18 protein-coding genes and 1 pseudogene are annotated in these 19,938 nt (G+C 69.2%); 9 read left to right on the forward strand and 10 right to left on the reverse strand.

The genetic code is table 11. The annotated features are described in order from the left end of the window. Positions 1 to 135 precede the first annotated feature (135 nt). Positions 136 to 1,551, reverse strand: a complete 1,416-nt coding sequence (locus ACIRP2_RS28310) for an aldehyde dehydrogenase family protein (protein ID WP_404255057.1) — start codon at positions 1,549 to 1,551, stop codon at positions 136 to 138. A 312-nt stretch (positions 1,552 to 1,863) separates the two neighbouring features. Next, complete coding sequence (locus ACIRP2_RS28315; protein ID WP_404255059.1) at positions 1,864 to 2,646, reverse strand: crotonase/enoyl-CoA hydratase family protein; 783 nt, start codon at positions 2,644 to 2,646, stop codon at positions 1,864 to 1,866. A gap of 133 nt (positions 2,647 to 2,779) precedes the next feature. On the opposite strand from ACIRP2_RS28315, the gene ACIRP2_RS28320 reads away from it, so the two are divergent. Beyond that, the gene (locus tag ACIRP2_RS28320; RefSeq protein WP_404255061.1) at positions 2,780 to 4,114 is read left to right on the forward strand and encodes a PLP-dependent aminotransferase family protein; all 1,335 of its coding nucleotides are present in this window, start codon (positions 2,780 to 2,782) and stop codon (positions 4,112 to 4,114) included. Positions 4,115 to 4,375: 261 nt separating this feature from the next. Next, complete coding sequence (locus tag ACIRP2_RS28325; RefSeq protein WP_404255063.1) at positions 4,376 to 4,828, forward strand: DUF5707 domain-containing protein; 453 nt, start codon at positions 4,376 to 4,378, stop codon at positions 4,826 to 4,828. 84 nt (positions 4,829 to 4,912) lie between these two features. Here the strand turns inward: ACIRP2_RS28325 and ACIRP2_RS28330 are convergent, their stop codons facing one another. From ACIRP2_RS28330 to ACIRP2_RS28340, 3 genes and pseudogenes are all read right to left on the reverse strand, one after another. Further along, a complete protein-coding gene (locus ACIRP2_RS28330) occupies positions 4,913 to 6,007 on the reverse strand; it encodes a winged helix DNA-binding domain-containing protein (RefSeq protein ID WP_404255065.1) in 1,095 nt (364 codons plus the stop codon). A 79-nt stretch (positions 6,008 to 6,086) separates the two neighbouring features. Then, positions 6,087 to 6,713 (reverse strand): annotated as a pseudogene (locus ACIRP2_RS28335) (aldo/keto reductase); the annotation flags it as partial. Positions 6,714 to 6,819: 106 nt separating this feature from the next. Further along, positions 6,820 to 7,242: a VOC family protein gene (locus ACIRP2_RS28340; protein ID WP_404255067.1), complete on the reverse strand. Its 423-nt coding sequence runs from the start codon at positions 7,240 to 7,242 to the stop codon at positions 6,820 to 6,822. A gap of 159 nt (positions 7,243 to 7,401) precedes the next feature. On the opposite strand from ACIRP2_RS28340, the gene ACIRP2_RS28345 reads away from it, so the two are divergent. Then, positions 7,402 to 8,400, forward strand: coding sequence for a helix-turn-helix transcriptional regulator (locus ACIRP2_RS28345; RefSeq protein WP_404255069.1), 999 nt, complete (start codon positions 7,402 to 7,404; stop codon positions 8,398 to 8,400). Between the two features lie 533 nt (positions 8,401 to 8,933). Here the strand turns inward: ACIRP2_RS28345 and ACIRP2_RS28350 are convergent. Together ACIRP2_RS28350 and ACIRP2_RS28355 are read right to left on the reverse strand one after the other, a co-directional pair. Next, positions 8,934 to 9,365, reverse strand: a complete 432-nt coding sequence (locus ACIRP2_RS28350; RefSeq protein ID WP_404255071.1) for a hypothetical protein — start codon at positions 9,363 to 9,365, stop codon at positions 8,934 to 8,936. Between the two features lie 101 nt (positions 9,366 to 9,466). Further along, the gene (locus ACIRP2_RS28355; protein ID WP_404255073.1) at positions 9,467 to 10,396 is read right to left on the reverse strand and encodes a helix-turn-helix transcriptional regulator; all 930 of its coding nucleotides are present in this window, start codon (positions 10,394 to 10,396) and stop codon (positions 9,467 to 9,469) included. 56 nt (positions 10,397 to 10,452) lie between these two features. On the opposite strand from ACIRP2_RS28355, the gene ACIRP2_RS28360 reads away from it, so the two are divergent. After that, positions 10,453 to 10,923 carry a hypothetical protein gene (locus ACIRP2_RS28360; protein WP_404255075.1) on the forward strand — a complete coding sequence of 157 codons (471 nt, stop codon included), beginning with the start codon at positions 10,453 to 10,455 and terminating at the stop codon, positions 10,921 to 10,923. After that, positions 10,920 to 11,474: an NIPSNAP family protein gene (locus ACIRP2_RS28365; RefSeq protein ID WP_404255077.1), complete on the forward strand. Its 555-nt coding sequence runs from the start codon at positions 10,920 to 10,922 to the stop codon at positions 11,472 to 11,474. The genes ACIRP2_RS28360 and ACIRP2_RS28365 overlap by 4 nt, the downstream gene beginning before the upstream one ends. A 198-nt stretch (positions 11,475 to 11,672) precedes the next feature. Here the strand turns inward: ACIRP2_RS28365 and ACIRP2_RS28370 are convergent, their stop codons facing one another. From ACIRP2_RS28370 to ACIRP2_RS28380, 3 genes are all read right to left on the reverse strand, one after another. After that, complete coding sequence (locus ACIRP2_RS28370; protein WP_404255079.1) at positions 11,673 to 12,581, reverse strand: aminoglycoside phosphotransferase family protein; 909 nt, start codon at positions 12,579 to 12,581, stop codon at positions 11,673 to 11,675. 234 nt (positions 12,582 to 12,815) lie between these two features. Then, positions 12,816 to 13,406, reverse strand: coding sequence for a dihydrofolate reductase family protein (locus ACIRP2_RS28375; protein WP_404255081.1), 591 nt, complete (start codon positions 13,404 to 13,406; stop codon positions 12,816 to 12,818). Between the two features lie 157 nt (positions 13,407 to 13,563). After that, the gene (locus ACIRP2_RS28380; protein WP_404255083.1) at positions 13,564 to 13,734 is read right to left on the reverse strand and encodes a hypothetical protein; all 171 of its coding nucleotides are present in this window, start codon (positions 13,732 to 13,734) and stop codon (positions 13,564 to 13,566) included. 255 nt (positions 13,735 to 13,989) lie between these two features. On the opposite strand from ACIRP2_RS28380, the gene ACIRP2_RS28385 reads away from it, so the two are divergent. From ACIRP2_RS28385 to ACIRP2_RS28400, 4 genes are all read left to right on the forward strand, one after another. Continuing rightward, positions 13,990 to 14,601 (forward strand): dihydrofolate reductase family protein, encoded by a 612-nt coding sequence (locus ACIRP2_RS28385; RefSeq protein ID WP_404255085.1) that lies wholly within the window; start codon positions 13,990 to 13,992, stop codon positions 14,599 to 14,601. Positions 14,602 to 14,874: 273 nt separating this feature from the next. Then, positions 14,875 to 15,624, forward strand: coding sequence for a trimeric intracellular cation channel family protein (locus ACIRP2_RS28390; protein WP_404255087.1), 750 nt, complete (start codon positions 14,875 to 14,877; stop codon positions 15,622 to 15,624). Beyond that, on the forward strand, positions 15,621 to 16,877 hold the full coding sequence (locus tag ACIRP2_RS28395; RefSeq protein ID WP_404255089.1) for a M20 family metallopeptidase: 1,257 nt from the start codon (positions 15,621 to 15,623) through the stop codon (positions 16,875 to 16,877). Before ACIRP2_RS28390 ends, ACIRP2_RS28395 begins: the two co-directional genes overlap by 4 nt. A 1,215-nt stretch (positions 16,878 to 18,092) precedes the next feature. Next, a complete protein-coding gene (locus tag ACIRP2_RS28400; protein ID WP_404255091.1) occupies positions 18,093 to 19,493 on the forward strand; it encodes an isopeptide-forming domain-containing fimbrial protein in 1,401 nt (466 codons plus the stop codon). Positions 19,494 to 19,938 lie beyond the last annotated feature (445 nt).

The following is a 19,938-nucleotide window of genomic DNA, read 5'->3' on the forward strand; positions in this document are numbered from 1 at the left end:
AACGGCGCTCGCCGAACATCTGCGCCACACGGCCGTGTCCGAGTCTTCCCTCCGCAACGCACACGGAGGCCCCGACGGGCGGCGGTCCTTCCACGACGGCCGGCCAAACACCTGAGGGGGCATCTCCGTGACCTTTCAGAGCTGAATGGACTTCGTCTCGAGGAACTCCGCCAGGCCCTGCCGGCCCATCTCCCGGCCGATGCCGGACTGCTTGTAGCCACCGAACGGAGCGAGCGGGTTGAAGGCGCCGCCGTTGATGTCGATCTGCCCGGTACGGACCTGCCGCGCGAAGGCGACTGCGCGATCCTGGTCGGCCGACCAGACCGCGCCGTGCAGACCGAAGGCGGAGTTGTTCGCGATGGCGAGAGCTTCGTCGTCGCCTTCGAACGGGATGATCGAGAGCACAGGGCCGAAGATCTCCTCCTGTGCGATCACCGAGTCCGGGTCGACTCCGCCGAACACGGTCGGCCGTACGTAGTAGCCGCGGTCGAAGCCCTCGGGCGCGGTGGTGCCGCCGGTCACCAGGCGCGCGCCGGCTTCGATGCCTTGCCTGATGAAGCCGCGTACCCGGTTGCGCTGGGCGCCTGACACCAGTGGCCCGAGCCTGGTCTTCGGGTCGAGCGGATCTCCGGGCACGAAGCCCTCCGCGACACTCTTCGCCATCTCCAGTGCCTCGGCGTGGCGCTGTACGGGGACGAGCATGCGGGTCCAGGCGGTGCAGGTCTGCCCTCCGTTGAGGAACGCGTTGGCCACGCCCACCTTCACCGCAGTGCTGAGATCGGCGTCGTCGAGGATCACGTTGGCGGACTTGCCCCCGAGTTCGAGCGTGACGCGCTTGATCGACCGTGCTGCGAGCTCGGCGACACGGGCACCGCCGCGCACAGAACCGGTGAACGAGACGACGTCCACCTCGGGGTGCGTCACCAGTGCCTCTCCCACGCCCGGGCCGTAGCCGCTGATCAGGTTCACCACGCCGGGTGGGAAACCAGCCTCGTGAATGGCGTCGAACAGCCGGTACGCAGCAAGGGGAGCCACCTCACTCGGCTTGACCACCACGGTGCAGCCGGCGGCGAGCGCGGGCGCGATCTTGCAGGTGATCTGGTGCAGCGGGTAGTTCCACGGCGTGATCGCCGCGACGACACCCGCGGGTTCGGTGAGGACGAGCGAGTTGCCGATCCGCTCTTCGGTCCGGTCCTCATGCAGCAGGTCGATGTAGCCGGCGATGTCGGTCAGGGGGAGTGCGGCCTGAATCCGGGTGGCGATACGCATCGGCGTGCCGACGTCGGTGGCGATCGTTTCAGCGATCTCCGACGACCGTTCGGCGAGGCCGTGGTGCAGCTTGCGCAGGTACTCCGCCCGCTCGGCGCGCGATGTCGCGGCCCAGGCGGGAAACGCCGCGCGTGCTGCCCGCACTGCCCGGTCCGCGTCCGCGGCAGTGCCGTTGGGGACGACACCGATCACGTCCTCGGTGGCCGGGTTCGCGACGGCGATCGCTTCAGCCGCTCCCGGCGCCCACGTTCCGTTCACATAGGTCGCATTGTGATCGATCAAGGTGCTCTCCTGCCCCGACCTCGTCTGTCTTCTCGTAGAACGACGTGGGTCCTTGTTTCACGGTGGGTTCGACATTTCCCGAGGCGCTCCGGATGTCGCAGGCCAACGCGATCCCGAACCGGGCGGCGAGGGCTCATCCGTTCAGCACGGGTGTGCAGCAAGTTCCCCCACGGGTCGTTACCGTGGGGCCTGGCTCGACTGTCCTGCTCGCCCCGGGTCTCCTCTCGGCAATCACCGGCCGTCCGAAGGTCGGTAGGTCCTCGCACATCCCGGCTCGGACCGGCGCGACCGAGACGGCCGCGGTCGAGTACGTCAGGTTCGGTCGACCGCGGCCGTCCGGTCGAGGAACCGGCGCAGGCCGGTCCGTACTCCGTCCGTGGGGACCGTGGCTGCAAAGCACGCCGCCTCGACCGCCAGGCCCTCGTCGATCGGCAGGTTGACGCCACGGGTAACCGCGCGCAGGCAGGCCGCTACAGCCGTCGGTGCGTGCCTGGTGATCCGCGCGGCCAGGTCACGCGCGGCGTCCATGAGCTCGTCGGCCGGTACGACGGTGTTGACAAGACCCAGTTCGGCGGCTCGGGCGGCCGGGATCGGGTCGCCGGTCAGGATCATCTCCAAGCCGCGCTTGCGACCGACGTGCCGCGGCAGGCGCTGGGAGCCGCCGAAGGGGGGTGGAAAGCCGAGGGAGATCTCGGGTTTGGCGAATGACGCGTGCTCGGCGGCGATCGCGAGCGGGGCGGCCTCCGTGATCTCGCAGCCACCACCGTAGGCGAGGCCGTTGACCGCGACGATCACCGGCTTGGGGAACTCCTCGATCCGCCGGGTCAGCGTGTGGCCCCGGCGGACGATCTCGCGCAGCGCACGTTCGGGCCCGCCGGCGATGCTGGCCGCAAGCGAAGGGATATCTGCGCCCGCGCTGAACGCCCTGCGCCCGGCGCCGGTCAGGACGACCGCCCGGATGCTGTCGTCGGAGTCGATGACGTCGAGCTGTGCGAGCAGTGCGTCGATCGTCGGATAGTCCAGGGCGTTGAGCTTCTGCTCCCGGTCGATGGTGATCACTACGACCTGGTCGTCCCGCTCGATGCGTACGGTCATGCCGGGTTACTCCGTTTCGCCTGGGTTCGGACTCATCGAGGCTATGACTCGCGATCCAGGACGATCCATTAATTGTCCTGGATACAATGGAGCGCATTTCCCATCCGCCTCCGCGACGGACAGCAGGTGCCGCATGAGACCGTCCTCCTACAAGGCCGTCGTCCACGAGTTCGCCGCAGCCATCCGCTCCGGCGCGATCCCGGCCGGCACCCGGCTCCCGACACACCGTGCTCTCGCGCGCGAGCGGCGGATCGCGCTGGCCACGGCCACCCGCGTCTATGCCGAACTGGCCGCTCTGGGGCTGGTCGTGGGAGAGCCGGGCCGGGGTACGTTCGTCCGAGTGCGGTCCGGCTACGACGGGCTCGAACCATCACGCACGCTGCCGGTGCCCCGGGTGGCGGACCTGTCGTTCAACCAGCCCTTGGCCCCCGGGCAGGCCGACCAACTGCGGCTGGCCCTGCGCACGATGGCGATGTCGGGAGACGTCGAGGCGCTGCTGCGCCAGCACCCGCCGGGCGGACACCGCCACGACCGGGCGATCGTGGCGACCTACCTGCTGGGTCGGGGGATCGACACAGTGCCGCAGAACGTCCTGCTCACGAGCGGGACCCAGCAGGCGCTCGACATCGTGCTGCAGACTCTCACACGGCCCGGTGACGTCCTCGCCGTCGACGCGCTCACCTACCCGGGCATCAAGCTCCTCTCCTCGGCACACGACCTCGATCCGGCCCCCATCCCCGTCACAGCCACGGGACCGGACCTCGACGCACTCGATCAGCTGTGCCGCACCCGGCCCGTCCGCGCGATCTACACGATCCCCACCGTGCACAACCCACTCGGCTGGGTGCTCGACCGTGAGCAGCGCGACCGGCTGGCCGCCCTCGCCCGCACACACAACTGCCTGATCATCGAGGACGGCACCTACGCGTTCCTCGAACCCTCGCCGCCACCACCGCTCCAGGCCCTCGCGCCCGAACGGACCTTCTACGTCGCCGGACTGTCCAAGAACGTGGCCCCCGGCCTGCGCTTCGGCTTCGCCATCCTGCCCGACCGCCATCTGGAGTCGGTCACGAGCGGTCTTCGTACCGCGGCCTGGGGAGCCCCGGGAGTCGTCACCGCGCTCGCCACCGGCTGGATCGCCGACGGAACGGTCACCCGCCTGGAGGAAGAACGTCGCGAGGACGCAGCCGCCCGGCAGGCCATCGCCCGCGCGGCGCTCGCCGGCATGGACATCACGGCACACCCGGTCTCCTACGTCGTGTGGCTCGGCCTGAAGCCGCATCAGCGCCCCGATCACGTCGCGACGGTGCTCGCGGAGAAGGGGATCCTCGTGTCGACCGCAGACGCATTCGCCACCGGACCTCGCCGTCCCCAAGCACTCCGACTTGCCCTCGCCACACCACCCCGGGACGAGCTCGGGGCCGCGTTGCGCTGCCTGAAGGACACGATCGACACCATCCCTCCATGACACGGCCATGAAGCCCTGGCCCGGACACCAGCCGTAACGTACAGAGGATCACGTGCTCGCCGATGTGGCGGTCCGCTCGTCGTGCGCATGAGGCGGGCGAGGGGTTCCGGCTCTTCTTCGCACTCGTGGCGGGCGCCCACTCAGGTCGGATTGAGTACGAGCGCCCATGTCCGGCGCATCCTCGCGCGGCGAGTATCGGTGCAGCGCCGCAACAGAGCGGCGCCGTCCCGATTCGGTGTTGAGGCAGTTATGGAGAATCCCATGTCCCGACGTGTTGCTCTGTCCGTTGTTGGTGGTGTCGTTCTTCTCGGTGGTGCCGGTGCTTTCGCTTTCGCCCAGGCCGCAGAGCAGGCCCCGGTGCTGACGCACAGCACTGCCCGCTACACCGCTCCCGACGGGGACCGTGACGGCGTGCTGGCCTTCGCCACCGATGTCACGGCGTCCTCCGGTGTCAAGAGCGTGAAGGTGCTGGCCTGGCCGCAGAACTCGTCCCTGGCCAAGAAGGGCCTGACCGCCAAGGACATGGCGGCAGTGGAGTCGGCCGATTGCAAGCCCTCGGGGCAGGACACCGTGCGCTGCACCTACACCGCCGGGGTCACCGGTGCCGACGCCGCATCGTCCCCGCGCGGTGCCTGGCACATCGCCGTCCTGGCCACCGCGCAGGACGGCACCACGACCTTGGACACCGAGGCGGCCGGTTTCACCGTCCGGTGACCCGGACGCGCACATGGTCGAGAGCAAGTGCCGCCGACGACGCGCGCCAGTCCGCATTTCCCCGGCGGAGGCGAACAGGCTGCGTCAGCTTCCGGTGTCGAGTTGGACATGATCGATGCCTTCGTCCAGAAAAGTGATCAGATCCTGCGCTTCGGAGTGGACAGCTTCTTGTTCCAGGGCGGTGAGAGGGCGCAGGGAACTGATGCGAAGGTGGTGGCCGCGCACGGTCCAGGTGGCGGCGACGCGCCCGTCGACCAGAACCACGCGGTGGCCGGCGACGGACAGACCGAGGTGCGGGGCGTCGACGATGCGGCTGCGGTCGTGGTAGCCGAGGATGGCGTTGTCGAAGGCAGGGAGGAACCGGACGGGGGCCGGGGTGTCGGGGTGGGGGCGGGGTGCGTCGGGCAGATCGAGCAGTTCGCGGCCGCGTTGGTCCCGGAAGACGACGAGTTCCTCCCGGGCGGCTTTGACAGCGGCGGGAAGACCGGCGAGGCCGCACCAGGCGCGTAGGTCAGCGCCGGCGGCGGGCCCGTGGGCGGCGAGGTAGCGGCGTAGCAGTTGCTGCCCGATGGGATCGCCCTCCCCGGCGGGCAGGGAGTCGATGTCCCGTCGCAGCCAGGTGGCCAACGGCAGGTTGCGTACGCCGGCGGTGTGGTGCCAGAGGCCGCGGGGCGGGAGTTGGGCCATGGGGATGAGGGCGGCGACGAGCAGTTCGCCCAGAACCCGGCGTGATGGACCGGGCCAGCGGTCTTCGACGGCCTGTACGAGCTTGCTCATGGTGCGGGGCTGCTCGTCGGCCATGACCGGGCGGCCTGCGGCGGCGACCTCGTCCAAGTCGATGCCGGCCAGTTCACGTCGGTAGGTGCCCAGCATGCGTTGGCGCAGCATGGTGTCGTGGCGGGCTCGCCAGGCGAGCGCGTCGTCGGAGGTGACGAGGTGGACGGTGCGGCGCATCAGGTGGGTGCGCACCACGGTGCGCTCGGTCAGCGCGCCGTTCAGTTGCTCGGGTTCGAAGTCGGCAAGGCGGGACCACAGCCCGATGAACGGTTCCTGGGGCTCTTGCGCCTGCAGCCCGCACAGGTGGGCCACCGCTTCGGGCACGGATGTGTCGCTGCGCGTGAGCAGGTGCTGGCGGGCGAGGGTGGCGCGGTTGAGGGCGCGGCTGTCGAGAACGGTCATGGCTTCAGGCTGCGGCCCGCTCGTGGGGCGGGCGTCGGCGCAGGTCCGTGCTGCTGAGGGCGAGAGGGGTGCAGGAGATGGCCGGCGGGCTCCACACCAAGGCGCCCAGGCCGTAGCGGCGGCAGGTGGGCAGAACCTCGCGCTCGATGCTGCGGTTGAGTACGGAGCAGGTGGGCTGCTCGGTTCGCAGGCGGTGCAGGCCCCGCTGCTGGGACACCCATGGGGCTTCGACGATTTCGGAGGCCGGCAGGTTGGAGGAGCCGATCGCGCGGACCTTCCCGGCGCGCACCAGGTCGGTGAGCGCGGAGAGGGTTTCCACGTTGTGCGTGTGCGGGTCGGGGTGGTGGATCTGGTGAAGGTCGACGCAGTCGGTCTGCAGCCGCTTCAGCGAGCCCTCGACGGCCTGGACGATCCACCGCCGGGAGCTGCCGCCGCGGTTGGGGTTCTCGTCCATCGGTCCGTTGAACCTGGTCGCCGGCACGACCTTGTCGCGGCGTCTTTCGACGGCCTTGCCGACGATCTCCTCGGTCTCGCTGCAACCGTAGACGCCGGCGGTGTCGACGAAATCGATACCCGCGTCGAGTGCCTGGTGGATCACGCGCACACAGCCGTCCTGATCCGGATCGGCCATCCTGCCGAACATCATGGTGCCCAGGCAGCAGGCGCTGACTTCGATGCCGGTCCGTCCCAGCTTTCGCATCCGCACGGTGACCCGTTTCCTTCCGGTGTTGTACCTGCTCGGTGCCTGTGCCGTCCGGGCACCCGTGTGTCTGCGGTGGCCCGGACGGCGCGGAGATGTCGGTTGGGCCGGTTCAGCCGTTGTAGGGGGCGGTGACGTCCAGGACCCAGGTGATGCCGAAGCGGTCGTTGAGCATGCCGTACAGCGGCGCCCACTGCGCAGGCTCCAGCGGACGCACGACGGTCGAGCCGTCGGCGAGCTTGCGCCACAGGGCGCTGATCTCGTCGGCGTCGTCACCGCGCACGGAGACGAAGAACGGGTTCTCGCCCCGGTTCCAGGGCAGATCCGAGGGCACGTCGTAGGCCATGACGTGGAAGCCGTTGTCGCCGACGACCTCGCCCCACATCACCCAGTCCGCCTCGCTCTCGTTCTGCACGGCGCCCGCGTCCTTGTAGGTGACCGCGGCAGTACGTCCACCGAAGACGGACCGATAGAAGTCCAGCGCCTCACGTGCCGTGCCCCGGAAGTTCAGGTGGGTGGTGGTCGTAACAGACATGGCGTGCTCCTAGCTTCGTGTGACGAATACTCCGCCGGGCCGGCACAGGTCCGGTGGCGGTTGCCGTGACCAGGGGCGATGCCTCCCGGACGGCTCGTATGCCACCCTGCCCGACGTAGAGGACAGGTTGTGTCCTGTACTGCGGGAAGAATCGGTGTCATGCAGAAAACGTCCTCCAGGCTGCTCGCGCTGCTCTCCCTGCTGCAGACGCAGCGTGACTGGTCCGGCGAAGACCTCGCCGAGCGTCTCGACATCACCTCACGCACCGTGCGTCGAGACATCGACCGTCTGCGCGAACTCGGCTATCCCGTCACAACCGTCAAAGGACCGGCTGGAGGCTACCGCCTGGAGGCCGGCACTCACATGCCGCCCATGCTCTTCGACGACGACCAAGCCGTCGCCCTCGCCGTGGCCCTCCAGACCGCGGCCACCGGCACCACTGTCGCCGAAGACGCCACTCGCGCCCTGGCCACCCTGCGCCAGGTCATGCCACCCCGCCTTCGACACCGCATGGACCTGCTGCGCATCACCGCCGTTTCGCCACCCACAGCCCGCGACACCCCGCGGGTCGACACTCAGGTCCTGGTGGAGCTGAGCCGCGTCATCCGTGTCCGTGAGGAGTTGCGCTTCGACTACACACCGGGCCCGAGCACCTCGGCCGACGACGTCCGCCGCGTACAACCCCACCATCTGGTCACCTGGTGTCGTCGCTGGTACCTCGTGGCCTGGGACCTCGACCGCGAGGACTGGCGCACCTTCCGCGTTGACCGCATCCGGCCCCGCACCCCCACGGGTCCCCGCTTCAGCCCGCGCGAACTCCCCGGCGGTGACGTTGCCGTCTTCGTCGCTGGCCGATTCCGCGGCAACGACGGCACCACCACCGACTGGCCCTGCCGAGGCGAAGTCGTCCTCCAGCTCCCGGCCGCCGAGGTCGCTCCCTTCGCCCAGGACGGTATCGTCGTGGAACTCGGCCCCCACCACTGCCGACTCACCCTCGGCTCCTGGTCGTGGACCGGCCTCGCCGCCGCTATCGGCCGCTTCGACACCGATATCGAAGTCCTCGGCCCACCCCAACTGGCCACGGCATTCACAGACCTAGCCGCCCGTTACGCCCGCGCCGTACGCACCACAGGGACCGGGATCGATCCGGCGCCGTGAGTCCAGAACGCGCCGTGCCACTCAAGCCTGCGAGCCTCCCGGGCCGACCCAGCACTCAGCCAGGCGTGAGCCGAGAACGGGGCGGAGGGGGCGATGTCGAGCGCCCCCCGTGTCCGTGCTGCGGCGTCCAGTCCGGACCGCCCTGCCGCTCGCGCGGCGGCGCGGTCGTCGACACCCACCACACCGGCCGGTTCACGAAAGTGCTCCGCCTGACGAAGGCGCTGCGCGTGCCCACCCCGGCCCACCGGGAACCTGAGCAGCCGCCGCGGTCCGGCGCGCCGCCCCCGGCCCCCGCCGTCGAGGACGCTCCGGGTGCGGACATCCGCGTCGGCCGCGCCCGCTGCTCGCACCTGAATCAGGAACTCGACACTAAGGGCTGTCCCGTAATCCCTGGCGGGCGCGCGACGACGGCTACGGCACCTCGCCGCGTTGTCGGAACGTCCGCATACATCCAGTATGCGGACGTCCCTCCGCCTTGCGATGCACCGCATCCGACGCCGCGCGCTGATCCACCAGGGATTACGGGACAGCCCTTAGAGCTCGTAGTCCTGGGCCAGTTCCTCCCAGCGAATGCTGCGAAGCGCCGGGTCGGCGTCCTGGCCCGACGGTACGTCCGGAATGGGCTGGAACCAGACGACGGTGAGGGCGGAACGGTGCAGCACCGGGTCGAGCTCAGGGGCGACCGCTGTCGAGCGGAAGACGCCGACGCAAGCCACGGAAGGCAGCACCTCGACCGGGCCGAAGGCGCCGGCGGTCTGGTCCGGGTACTCGCGGAAGGGCGGAACGAGATGGACCGGCGTGGAGGGAAACGCGCGTTCGGCCTCCTGCTGGAGGCCACTGACCTCCATGTCGTTGATGAGCTTGCACGGGTAGCCCTCCAGCATTCCCTCATAGGTCGAAGACATTCGCAGCTCGGTGAGCTCGATCGAACGACCGGACGAGAGGACCATGCGGCTCAGCGACATGCCGGCATCCTATGCGCACGATCCACTTCCGATACACGTCCTGTCGCACAGAGCGACCAGGGACGACGCCGGTGCTCCGGTCGGGAGATCTCTGCCCGGAGTCATCTCTCGTAGCGGGTGGCCAGGGCCCGTATCGTCTCGGCGATCCGGTCGCGGAGTTCGGCCGGTGCCATGACCTCGATGTCGGTGCCCAGCCGCAGAAACTCTCCGTGGGCGTGGTCGATCGATTCGATGGGTACCCAGGTCTCCGTCCATCCGCCACCCGAGGGTGTCACGCCGATGCGGCGGGCGCCCCTCGGGGTGAGCCGTACCAGAGCCTCCCCGGTGTGCAGCCGGGCTCGGAAGTCGGCCAGATAGCTGTTCCAGTGCGCGGCCAGGTCGAAACCGTCCGTGATGCCGAACTCCTCCTCCAGGCGGTGGAGTTCGATGATCTGGTCGACCCGGTAGGTGCGGATTCCGGACGGCCCGCTCGCGACCAGGTACCAGCGGCCGGCCTTGAGAACGAGCCCGTACGGCTCCACCCGCCGCTCGATCTCCTCCGGTGCCCGCCAGCGCCGGTACCGCAGGACCACTGCACGCCGTGCCCACACCGCGCCTGCGACCGCGACCAGGTGAGGCGTACGGTCGGCGTCGCCGTACCAGCCAGGGGCGTCGAGCAGGAAGCGTTCCTTGATCCGGTCGGCGGGCTCGCGCAGCTCCGCCGGAAGAGCGGCCCGCAACTTGAGTTGGGCGGTGGTGAGCGCCTCGCCGAGGCCGAGATCGGCGGCGGTGCCTGGAAGTGCGGCGAGGAAGGCGGCCTGCGCCTCGTCCGCGGTCAGCCCGGTGAGGCGGGTCCGGTAGCCGTCGACCAGTCGGTAGCCGCCCGCGTGTCCGGCGTCGCCGTACAGCGGGATACCGGCGGCACCGAGCGCCTCGACGTCCCGGTAGACCGTACGGACGGAGACCTCCAACTCCTCGGCCAGTTGCTGGGCCGTCATCCGGCCCCGGTTCTGGAGCAGCAGAAGCAGGGTGACCAGGCGGCTCGCACGCATGCTCCCCAGTATCCACTGACAGTGGATGTCAGCGGAGTTCCCCTAACCTGCGGCGCATGGACGACTTCGACTTCCTGCACGGCTCCTGGAACGTGGTCAACCGCCGCCTCACCGCCCCGTTCGGCGGCCCGGGTGCCGGCGCCTGGGAGGAGTTCCCCGGCCACTCGGTGACCCGGTCGCTGTTCGGGGGCGCCGGGAACTTCGACGAGATCACTTTCCCCACCCTCGGCCGCCAGGGCGTGACCCTGCGGCTGTTCGACCGCGAAACACATCAGTGGTCGATCCACTGGTCGGACAGCCGGACCGGCCGGCTGGATCCGCCGGTGATCGGCAGCTTCACTGGCGACCGCGGTGACTTCCACGGCGAGGACACCTACGACGGCCGCCCGATCCGGGTGCACTTCACCTGGTACCGCCTCGGCACGGACGCTGCCCGCTGGGAGCAGGAGTTCTCCGGCGACGCAGGCCATACCTGGGAGCTCAACTGGATCATGGACCTCACCCGCACCGGGTCGGCCTGCGCATGAGCATCGTCGAATTCCGCCAGTACACCCTGCATCCCGGCGCCCGGGAGACACTGATCGAGCTGTTCGAGCGCGAGTTCGTGACCGGCCAGCAGGCGGTCGGCATCACCGTCGGCGGCCGGTTCCGCGACCTTGACGACCCGGACCGCTTCGTCTGGGTGCGCACGTTCCCCGACATGACGCACCGTCGACGCGCACTGGAGGCGTTCTACACCGGCACGGTCTGGCGGGATCACCGCGACGCGGCCAACGCCACCATGATCGACAGCGACGACGTCCTGCTGCTGCGTGGTCCGGGCTTCGCGCCGGAGTCGGGCACCCGCGAGGTGATCGCGACGGTCTGCCGGCCGTCGCACGCGGCTGCCTTCGACGCGTACGCCGCTCGGCACCTGGGCCCGCACCATGCGCTGCACCGCACCGAGCACGCCGAAAACGACTACCCCCTCCTGCCCGTCCGCACCGGGGTGGACGTCCGGGTCTGGTTCGGCTTGGCCGAGGCGCCACCCTGGCCAACTCGGCAGCTGCGCCTGGAACCCGTGACGACGTGCAGGTGACAGCACCGAAGAATGCCTCCGACCAGCGAGAAGGAGCACCGCCAAGGTCAGGGTTCCCCCACCCGTCGGAGGCACTTGTCAGGTGAGCAAGCGAATTCGATTGCCACCCGCGCTTGCGGGTGTCGGGCGGCGGTAGCAAGGTCGTCTCGCAGGCCGGTGGCGTTGGGCGGTGGGGGAGCGTGTCGGCGCCGGTCCGGGCTACGCAAAGCGTTCGTGGTCGGCCAGCACCGCGTCGATCACATCGAGATGGACGGCGACTCGCCCGTCCCTGGGATCGGAGCACTGGGTCAACGTCAGCAGGGACTTCCAAAGTGCCCAGCCCCTGGCCCTGGCCCAGGTGCCGTCATCCTGGCCGACTGTGTGCCGGAATGCCTCGCGGCTTTTCTCGCGGAGCATCGTCCAGGCGATCACGAGATCGCAGGCGGGATCGCCGATGCCCGAGGTACCGAAGTCGATGACGGCCGACAGCCTGCCGTCGGCGACAAGCAGGTTGTTGCCGCCGATGTCGCCGTGGAACCACACCGGCGTTCCACGCCAGGGGGCCTCGAGTGCCGCTTGCCAGGTCTCGGTGGCCCTCGCGGTGTCGATCCGGCCGCTCAGGGCGCTGATGCAGCGACGCGTCTCGTCGTCGTAGTGGGCGGGTGACGCGCCGCGATACCCGCTGTGCGCCCCAGCGAGAGGACCGCCCTTGGATTCACATCGCTGAAGGGCGAGGATGAACCCGGCAACACTGGTGGCGAACCGGGTCATGTCGTCGATGCGTTCGGGAGAGGCCGTCTCGCCAGGCAGCCAGCCGCGCACGGACCAGGGGTAGGGGTATCCCGCGCCGGGGGCTCCCTTGGCCAGGACGGTGGGGACATCCACCGGCAGCGCGGGGGCCAGGCGAGGCAGCCAATCACATTCCTTGCCGACCGCAGGGGCATAGCCGGCTGCGGTGGGCAGACGGACCGTCATGTCGTCACCGAGGCGGTAGGTGCGGTTGTCCCAGCCGTCGACAGCCACCGGGACCACGGGCAGACGGCTCCACTGAGGGAACTGAGCGGCGATCAACCGCTTCACCAGGGCGGCGTTGATTCCCGCGCGCCCGTCCGACACAGCTGTAGGCATCCGCTGATCCTCACCGGTGAGATCGGACCGGACAAGTGATTAACGACGCGAGACACATCTGAGTATCTGGAGAACCGCCGCATTTGGGCTTGTATCACAAGCCCGTCCTCTCGGGCAGAACCGGGACGGACTGGGCGAAGGCGACCTCGACCGGGAACGAGCGCCTTCGCAGATGCCCGCCCCTGTGGAACACGCGGGGCCGGAACTGCCTGAACGCTGTGTGCTCGCGCGCGGCTACCTGAGCCAGCGGGTCCCCACGATGCCGCAGGCGTACGCGGCCGAGTCGGCGGCCCGGTAGTTCCGCATGGCGAGCCGGGGCCCGAAGATGCTGGTTCCCGCCCCCGCGAAGCCGGGGTTGGTGAACAGCCGGAGCTCGTCGGCCAGGTCCTCCTGCAGCAGGGCGGAGACCAGGCCGGCGCCGCCGAAGCAGACCAGATCCCCGCCGGCCTGCTTCTTCGCCTGTTCCACGGTGTCGGCCAGCTCACCGTTGAGCACTGTGGTTCGGGGCCAGTCGAATTCGGGCCTCCCTGACCGGCTCACTACAAACTTGGGGAGTGCGCCGATGGCGCGGCTGAACTCCCAGTCGGGGTCGTCGGGATGCTGCTCTGCCATCCGGCCCCAGTGCCCCAGGTAACCCTCATCCGTCATGGGGCGGCTCAGCAGGATGCCCGAGGCGTCAGTGAGGAGGCCGTTGAAGGCCGCGCGGAGGTCCGTGCTCCACGGCCAGTCGGGGCCCCAGTTCCACAACTGCCAGCTGGTGTTCGGCAGGCTGCTGTCGACGTATCCGTCGATGGAGATCTGCATCGCCACGGTCAGGCGGCTCATGTTCTTCCGTCCCCTCGTCATAGTTCACGACTCCGGATCGCTCGGAGGCCGCCCCCAGTCTCACTCAACGCAGCTGGACTCGACAGGCTCTGCCGATCCGGGCCGACATCGAGACGATGGTTCCGGGAGAGTGACGCCCTCTCAAGCGAGATCACCTTCATTGTGTGTCGAGAACGAGGGCGACGCGGGCGATGCCGCCGATCCGGTTGAGATTGAGCGTCACGTGCTTGAGCGTGCGCCCGTGCACCGTGAGTTCGGCGGCGACACGCTCGCCTTGGGCGCGAGCGTGTCTGGTGAGCGTGTTTGTCGTCCTGGTGTCGACGTTCATTCGGATGGGGTCCGGCTATGGCGGTGTGTTGTGACGTCCACCGATACGGTGGCCAGTAGTGATAGGTGGCCACGCGCTCCTCGCCGGTCATCCGACCTGCAAGTTTGCCGGCGGAGCCCCGCGGGCTCGCGCAGGCCGCCAAGGTCAGCGGCGTTCGGACCGATGAGTTTCTGCGCGCCACGGCGTCCGAGGTGTGGGGACGGTCGCGTCTCCCGTCGAATCGGCCATCGAGGTCGAAGAGAGAGTCGGTGTGCGATGAAGCTGGTTGTGCAGGAATTCCTGACGCTCGACGGTGTCTCCCAGGGGCCGGGGTCCCCGGAGGAGGACACCAGCGACGGGTTCACGCGGGGTGGCTGGTTCGTGCCGCACCTGGACGAGGAGTTCGAGCGGCTGGCCGGCACCTGGCTCGGCGAGGCGGACGCGTTCCTGTTCGGCCGCCGTACCTATCAGAACTTCGCGCGGGACTGGCCGAAGATGACCGACCACCCCTCCGCCGGCATCTTGAACGGCCTGCCGAAGTATGTGGCCTCCCACAGCCTGGTCAAGGCCGAGTGGAATCCGACCACGATCCTGTCCGGCGACGTCCCCGCCCAGGTTGCCGAGCTGAAGCGGCAGCCCGGCCGGGAACTGCAGATCCACGGCAGCGCGCAGCTGGCCCAGTCCCTGTTGGCCGCCGGGCTGATCGACACGTTGCGGCTCGTGATCGCCCCGGTCGTGGTGGGCCAGGGCCGACGCCTGTTCCCGGACGGCGGCGCACCGGCCGGCCTGCGGCTCGTCACCCATCAGACGACACCGGGCGGCCTGTCGGTGCACATCTTCGAATCGACGGGGCTTCCGGAGTACGGGACCTATGGGGCCGACGCGTAGGCCCATGGTGCCGGGCGGGCACCCGCGATCACCGCGAGCCGCTGCTGGACGTGATCGGTAACGCCTGCCGGGACACCGCCCTCGCCCGCCACCGCGCAGCAGTTCGAGAAGAGCAACGACGCCGTGAGTCACCCGGTCCTGCACCCGCCCGGACCTTCTGCGCCGATGTGGGTGCGGGCAGTCCGACAGGGCGGACGTGCACCGTTACGGAACATCACTGTCCGTGGCCGTGTGCGCATGCCGTGGAGACGCCGAGTCACTAGGATCGTCATCGTGTCCACCGTAGGTGTGGCGTCGGCTTCCCTGATCCCCGCCGGGATCACGGTCGTGACGCGCTATCTCGACCTTGCCGGTGTCTTCTCGTGCGCACTGCTGGGGGGCGCCGTGGCCCGCACGGCCGGCCTGGACCTGTTCGGGTTCCTCGTGGTGGGCGTCATCTCCGGTCTGGGCGGAGGCATGATCAGGGACGTGCTGCTGCAGCACGGCACACCGGTCGCGCTGACCGACTACGCCTATCTGCCGACCGCCGTCGCAGGTGCAGTGGTCGTCTTCCTCATCAAGATCAGCGAGGCGTCCTGGACCCGGCTCTTCGCCGCTCTCGACGCCGCCGTCCTGGGGTTCTGGGCGGTCACCGGGGTCAACAAGACGCTCGCCGTCGGTCTGGGATGGCTTCCGGCCATCCTCCTGGGCACCGTGACCGCCGTCGGCGGCGGCGCCCTGCGCGATGTCGTTCTCGGCCGGGTGCCGGCTGTCTTCGGGGGCAACGGTCTGTACGCCACCGTCGCCGTCGTGGTCGCCGGAGTCACGGTGATCTGCGTGTACCTCGGCGTTCCGGCGATCGGCGTCGGCCTGGGCATCGTCCTGGCCCTGGCCTTCCGGCTCACTGCCCTGCGGTTCGGCTGGAATCTGCCCAACAGCCTGGACTGGCAGCCCCGGTCGAAGCCGGCCGCGTCGCTGCGGCGCGGTACTACGGCCGGGAGCGGCAACGGAGATCAGTCCGACCCGCGCAAGGAGACGTCGTGACCGACCGAAACCGTGGAGTGCTGTCCGGCCTTGTCGGTATCCGCTCCGATCTCGAGGACCTCTACCGGGATCTGCACAGGCATCCTGAACTCGGCCTGCAGGAGCACCGCACGGCGAGGAAGGCGTCCGACGCCCTGCGGGACCTCGGTTTCGAGGTCATTGACGGGGTCGGCGGCACGGGCGTGATCGGCGTACTGGCCAACGGTGACGGTCCTACCGTCATGGCCCGCGCGGACATGGACGCGCTCCCCGTACGCGAGCAGACCGGTCTGCCCTATGCCTCCACCGTGACCGTGACCGGCCCGGACGGCACCGAGCAGCCGGTGATGCATGCCTGCGGGCACGATGTGCACGTGACCGCTCTGCTGGGCTGCGCACGGCTGATGGCCCAGTCCAAGGACGCCTGGCGCGGTACCTTCGTGGCGCTCTTCCAGCCCTCGGAGGAGAACGGCGACGGCGCCCACGCCATGATCGACGACGGTCTCACAGCAAGGGTGCCCCGGCCCGACGTCGTCCTCGCCCAGCACGTCCTGCCCTATCCGGCGGGCTACGTCGGCACCCGCCCGGGGCCCTTCCTGTCGGCCGCGGACAGCCTGCAGATCACTGTTCACGGTCGAGGGGCTCACGGCTCCATGCCCCAGGCCGCGGTCGATCCCGTGGTGATGGCTGCCATGATCGTGGTACGCCTGCAGACCATCGTCTCCCGGGAACTTTCCGCCACCACCCCCGCCGTCGTCACGGTAGGCAGCGTCCACGCCGGTACCGGCCCCAATGTCATCCCCGACAGCGCTGCCATCGACCTCAACGTCCGCACCTACGACGACGTCACGAGGAACCAGGTGCTGGAAGCGATCGAGCGCATCGTCCGGGCCGAGTGCCAGGCGTCCGGGGCGCCGAAGGGACCCGCGATCGAGCGAACGGCCTCCTTCCCGCCCACCGTCAACGACGAGGGAGCGACCCGGCACGTCGCCGAGGCGTTCGCCGCCCACTTCGGCGACGACGCACACACCATCGACCTGCAGACCGCCAGCGAGGACATGAGCGAGATCCCCAAAGCGTTCGGCGCGCCGTTCACCTATTGGGGCATTGGAGGCATCGACGCCGAGCTGTACGCCGAGGCCGCCAGGAAGGGCACCATCGCCCAGGACGTCCCCGTCAACCACAGTCCTGCCTTCGCCCCCGTCGTCCAACCCACCCTGGACACCGGCGTCAGCGCCATGACAGTGGCTGCCCTCGCCTGGCTCGGCAGTTGACGTGAACCCGGCATTTCCGCCAAGCCGTGGCTGAGGCGGCCACCAGCCGACCAGGTCGGCCGTCTCCACCAGCCTGTCGCCGATCGAGTCGAGTTCCTCGGGGTAGGTGACCCGCATCCCGGCCTCCCGCACCGCCGCCCCCGGCTCAGCGTCTTTTCACCCTTGCACACCGGCATGAAGAGAGTGGACTCCACTGGCGGTCAACAGGTGATTCCGGACGCGGGCACTCACCGCCCGCTGTCGCCGGGTGCGAGCAGCCTCGTCACCTCGGCGAGCGCCTCGGCTCGTCCAAGAGCCGGCGGTTCGCCTGCCCACTCCGGCAGGTGTACAAGCGGACGAGGTTGACGACTTGTTCTTCGCCGCCGTCGGAGAAGGCATCCCGGGGCCAGGTGTGAAGTCCGACGTTGCGTTTGGCGGTCGCCGGGGCAACTAAAGGGCTGTCCCGTAATCCCCGGCGGGCGCGCGGCGTCGGCTACGGCACCTCGCCGCGTTGTCGGGACGTCCGCATACATCCAGTATGCGGACGTCCCTCCGCCTTGCGATGCACCGCATCCGACGTCGCACGCTGATCCACCAGGGATTGCGGGACAGCCCTTAGCGCATTCGGAGGCGGAGCACCGTCCCACCGCAGGTCAACTGCCGCAAAGCCCAGCCCCCGAACTGAGAGCGCGAGTTCGACCGGCACATGGAGGTCGCCCTGGGCAGGCCCATCGGTCCCGCCTTCGCGGATGGCAAGAAGGCCGATGACACGGCGGGAGCGAACAAGACGACGTGCCCGGTTCGCAGTCTCCGGCCATCAGGCCGACTCGGAGGCTCTGACCTCGCTCTGAGCAGAAATCCGATGGCGGCCGGGGCCGGTGCCGTTGAGGCCGCCGCCACGGTGCCAGGAGTGTCAACTTCGTGATGGCTGATTCACTCTGAGTTGGGATGAGTGTGAATGGCGCAACGGGGGCTTTCGGTCAGGACGGGGCGGGCGGGAGAGACCTGGGAGGCGTGTGGGGTGGGAACGGTGTGGCATGGGTGACGGCGTGGCGGGGGTTGTCCGGGGCCGGGTATCACAAACCTGCGGCGCGGGGTTGGCCGACCTCAACCATTGATCGCTTTACGCATTCCCCCTGATGCGTTGCGCTACTGGGTGTTTCGACTCCGCCGCGGCGCACAGAGGTTCGCCAGTCAGCGGTGGATTCCAGCAACGCCGACTCAAGGGGAAGCACCATGTCCACACCTCCTGCTGCTCCGCTCCGGGTTGCCCTGGTCAACGGCAGCTTCGAACAGCCCGCCGTCACCCATGTGGAGATCCTGCCGGACGCCTCGCAGACGCAGGCGCCCAAGCGGGTCCCGGGCTGGCTCACCACCGCCACCGACCACATGATCGAGCTGTGGCATTCAGGCTTCAACGGCGTGCCGTCAGCCGACGGCGCACAGTTCGCCGAGCTCAACGCGTACCAGGTCTCCACGCTCTACCAGGACCTGCCCACCACGCCCGGAACGAAGCTGTATTGGCGGCTGTATCACCGCGGCCGCCAGGGGGACGACACCATGGCGCTGGACATCGGCGCGCCGGGATCCACAGTGCAGCAAAGGCGCTTCACCGACGGCAACACCGCCTGGGGTTACTACACCGGCACCTACACCGTCCCGGCAGGCCAGACAACGACGCGCTTCGCCTTCCGCTCCATCTCCGCCGCCGGTGGTAACCCCAGCATCGGCAACTTCCTGGACGGCATCTTCTTCGGCACCGCTCCCTACATGGTGCTCGACAAAACCGCCATCCCCGCGGGACCACTGGACGTGGGCGACGTCGTCACCTACCGCATCACCGCCAAGAACGAGGGCGGCGGCGCGGCCGAGAACCTCATCCTGACCGACGTCATCCCACCGGGCACGACGTACCTGCCCGGCTCCCTGCGTATCGTCGACGGCCCGAACGCCGGAGCGAAGAGCGACGCGCAAGGCGACGACCAGGCGTACTACGACGACGCGGCGGACAAGGTCGTCTTCCATCTCGGCAACGGAGCCACCGCTGCGGAAGGGGGCAGCCTGCCCAGCACCGAGATCCTGTCGGCCGGCACCACGGTGGAGTACCGGGTCACCATCGACCGGGCCAGTGGCGGCAAGCAGATCAGCAACACCGCCACCGCCTCCTACGAGAACCGGCTCGGCGACAAGCCGGAGCCCTTGACGTCCACCTCCAACGAGCAGGTCACACAGGTCAAGCCGGCCGCCGACCTGGCCGTGGCAAAGGCAGCCGACGCCACCACCGTCACGGTCGGCCAGACGGTGACCTACCGCATCAGCGTCCACAACGCCGGCCCGAACGACGCCACCGACGTCACCGTCACCGACGAGCTCCCCGACGGACTCACCTTCCTGTCGGCCGACGGCCCCGGAAGCTACGACCCGGCCACCGGGCAGTGGACCGTGGGCGACCTGGCCGACGGCGCCACTGCCACCCTCGTGCTGCGGGCCAAGGCCAACAAGGCCGGCCCGATCAGCAACACCGCCACCGCCACCGGCAACGAAAAGGATCCCGACACCACGGACAACACCGACACCGTCACCGTCTGCGTCGAACCGGCCCCCTCCTGCTGCGACCCCTGCTCCGCCCGGAAGTAGCCCGACGAAGGGCCTATGGTGAGCTGACGGCTGAAGGGCAGCACCACCGCCTCGCGCGAACCGAGGGAGGTCGGACTCCGCAGCCGCCGGGGTGCTGCCGGGGCATGGTGGGCATGCCCACCATGCCTGCTGGGCCGGGAGAAGCTGATCGGGGTGCAACAGTGGACGTGCGAACAGGGCCTCGGCGGACGCCTGGGAGTTTCGATCCCGCCTGGGGGCATGGGTCAGCAACCAACGGAGCAGGGCCGCACCGGGCGGGGAGAATGTCGTCCGCGGTCTCCCGCGGCCCGAGCAGCACCGGCCCCACGAGCGAGGCCGTCGGCAGCTCACCCTCGAGCCGATGGGCCGGCCAACCTCACCGCGGCCCTGGACACGTCCTGCGAACGTGGGGCCGACCCGGTCGACGCCCAGATTGACTGGTACCTGCCACCCGACCACCGCGACG

The sequence above is a fragment of the Streptomyces sp. NPDC101194 genome, assembly GCF_044767885.1.
Lineage (GTDB): Bacteria > Actinomycetota > Actinomycetes > Streptomycetales > Streptomycetaceae > Streptomyces.

What these genes read in the sequence shown, in the direction of transcription:
- ACIRP2_RS28315 (WP_404255059.1), bottom strand. Translation starts at nt 2,646, where the DNA reads ATGACCGTACGCATCGAGCGGGACGACCAGGTCGTAGTGATCACCATC.
- ACIRP2_RS28320 (WP_404255061.1), top strand. Translation starts at nt 2,780, where the DNA reads ATGAGACCGTCCTCCTACAAGGCCGTCGTCCACGAGTTCGCCGCAGCC.
- ACIRP2_RS28325 (WP_404255063.1), top strand. Translation starts at nt 4,376, where the DNA reads ATGTCCCGACGTGTTGCTCTGTCCGTTGTTGGTGGTGTCGTTCTTCTC.
- ACIRP2_RS28330 (WP_404255065.1), bottom strand. Translation starts at nt 6,007, where the DNA reads ATGACCGTTCTCGACAGCCGCGCCCTCAACCGCGCCACCCTCGCCCGC.
- ACIRP2_RS28340 (WP_404255067.1), bottom strand. Translation starts at nt 7,242, where the DNA reads ATGTCTGTTACGACCACCACCCACCTGAACTTCCGGGGCACGGCACGT.
- ACIRP2_RS28345 (WP_404255069.1), top strand. Translation starts at nt 7,402, where the DNA reads ATGCAGAAAACGTCCTCCAGGCTGCTCGCGCTGCTCTCCCTGCTGCAG.
- ACIRP2_RS28350 (WP_404255071.1), bottom strand. Translation starts at nt 9,365, where the DNA reads ATGTCGCTGAGCCGCATGGTCCTCTCGTCCGGTCGTTCGATCGAGCTC.
- ACIRP2_RS28355 (WP_404255073.1), bottom strand. Translation starts at nt 10,396, where the DNA reads ATGCGTGCGAGCCGCCTGGTCACCCTGCTTCTGCTGCTCCAGAACCGG.
- ACIRP2_RS28360 (WP_404255075.1), top strand. Translation starts at nt 10,453, where the DNA reads ATGGACGACTTCGACTTCCTGCACGGCTCCTGGAACGTGGTCAACCGC.
- ACIRP2_RS28365 (WP_404255077.1), top strand. Translation starts at nt 10,920, where the DNA reads ATGAGCATCGTCGAATTCCGCCAGTACACCCTGCATCCCGGCGCCCGG.
- ACIRP2_RS28370 (WP_404255079.1), bottom strand. Translation starts at nt 12,581, where the DNA reads ATGCCTACAGCTGTGTCGGACGGGCGCGCGGGAATCAACGCCGCCCTG.
- ACIRP2_RS28375 (WP_404255081.1), bottom strand. Translation starts at nt 13,406, where the DNA reads ATGAGCCGCCTGACCGTGGCGATGCAGATCTCCATCGACGGATACGTC.
- ACIRP2_RS28380 (WP_404255083.1), bottom strand. Translation starts at nt 13,734, where the DNA reads ATGAACGTCGACACCAGGACGACAAACACGCTCACCAGACACGCTCGC.
- ACIRP2_RS28385 (WP_404255085.1), top strand. Translation starts at nt 13,990, where the DNA reads ATGAAGCTGGTTGTGCAGGAATTCCTGACGCTCGACGGTGTCTCCCAG.
- ACIRP2_RS28400 (WP_404255091.1), top strand. Translation starts at nt 18,093, where the DNA reads ATGTCCACACCTCCTGCTGCTCCGCTCCGGGTTGCCCTGGTCAACGGC.